1 pseudogene is annotated in these 364 nt (G+C 42.6%); it reads right to left on the reverse strand.

Annotation, left to right across the window (positions count from 1 at the left end):
- Nucleotides 1–29: 29 nt before the first annotated feature.
- Nucleotides 30–364: pseudogene (locus SB658_RS22375) on the reverse strand (helix-turn-helix domain-containing protein); the annotation flags it as partial.

Genomic DNA, 364 nt, shown 5'->3' on the forward strand with positions numbered 1-364 from the left:
CGAAATGGTCTATGGAGGATTCTCGCAACTTACATATGGACAATTGTTGGATCGGCTGCCTGAGTTAATTGGGAGACAAATCGGTTCATTAAATGAATCACCCGCTCCCCCTCATCAAATCGAAACTCCTCTAGCTTTAGTGGATAGAAGGTTCCGTTTTTCACAGCAGATAATTGACGAAGAACATCGCTTTCCTCCAGCCGCTGATCCATTTGTTCATACCACCCATGTTCAACACTTACAATAAAAAACATGTGATCCGCCTCGAATTCTCTTAGCCTCTCTAAAGGAATGACTGTATGTTGATTAGGGAGAAGAACTTCTTCTAGAATCGTCTTCGGAGGCTTTAAGTCAAGCGTTTCAT

It is taken from the genome of Bacillus sp. SIMBA_008 (assembly GCF_046535495.1).
Lineage (GTDB): Bacteria > Bacillota > Bacilli > Bacillales > Bacillaceae > Bacillus > Bacillus subtilis.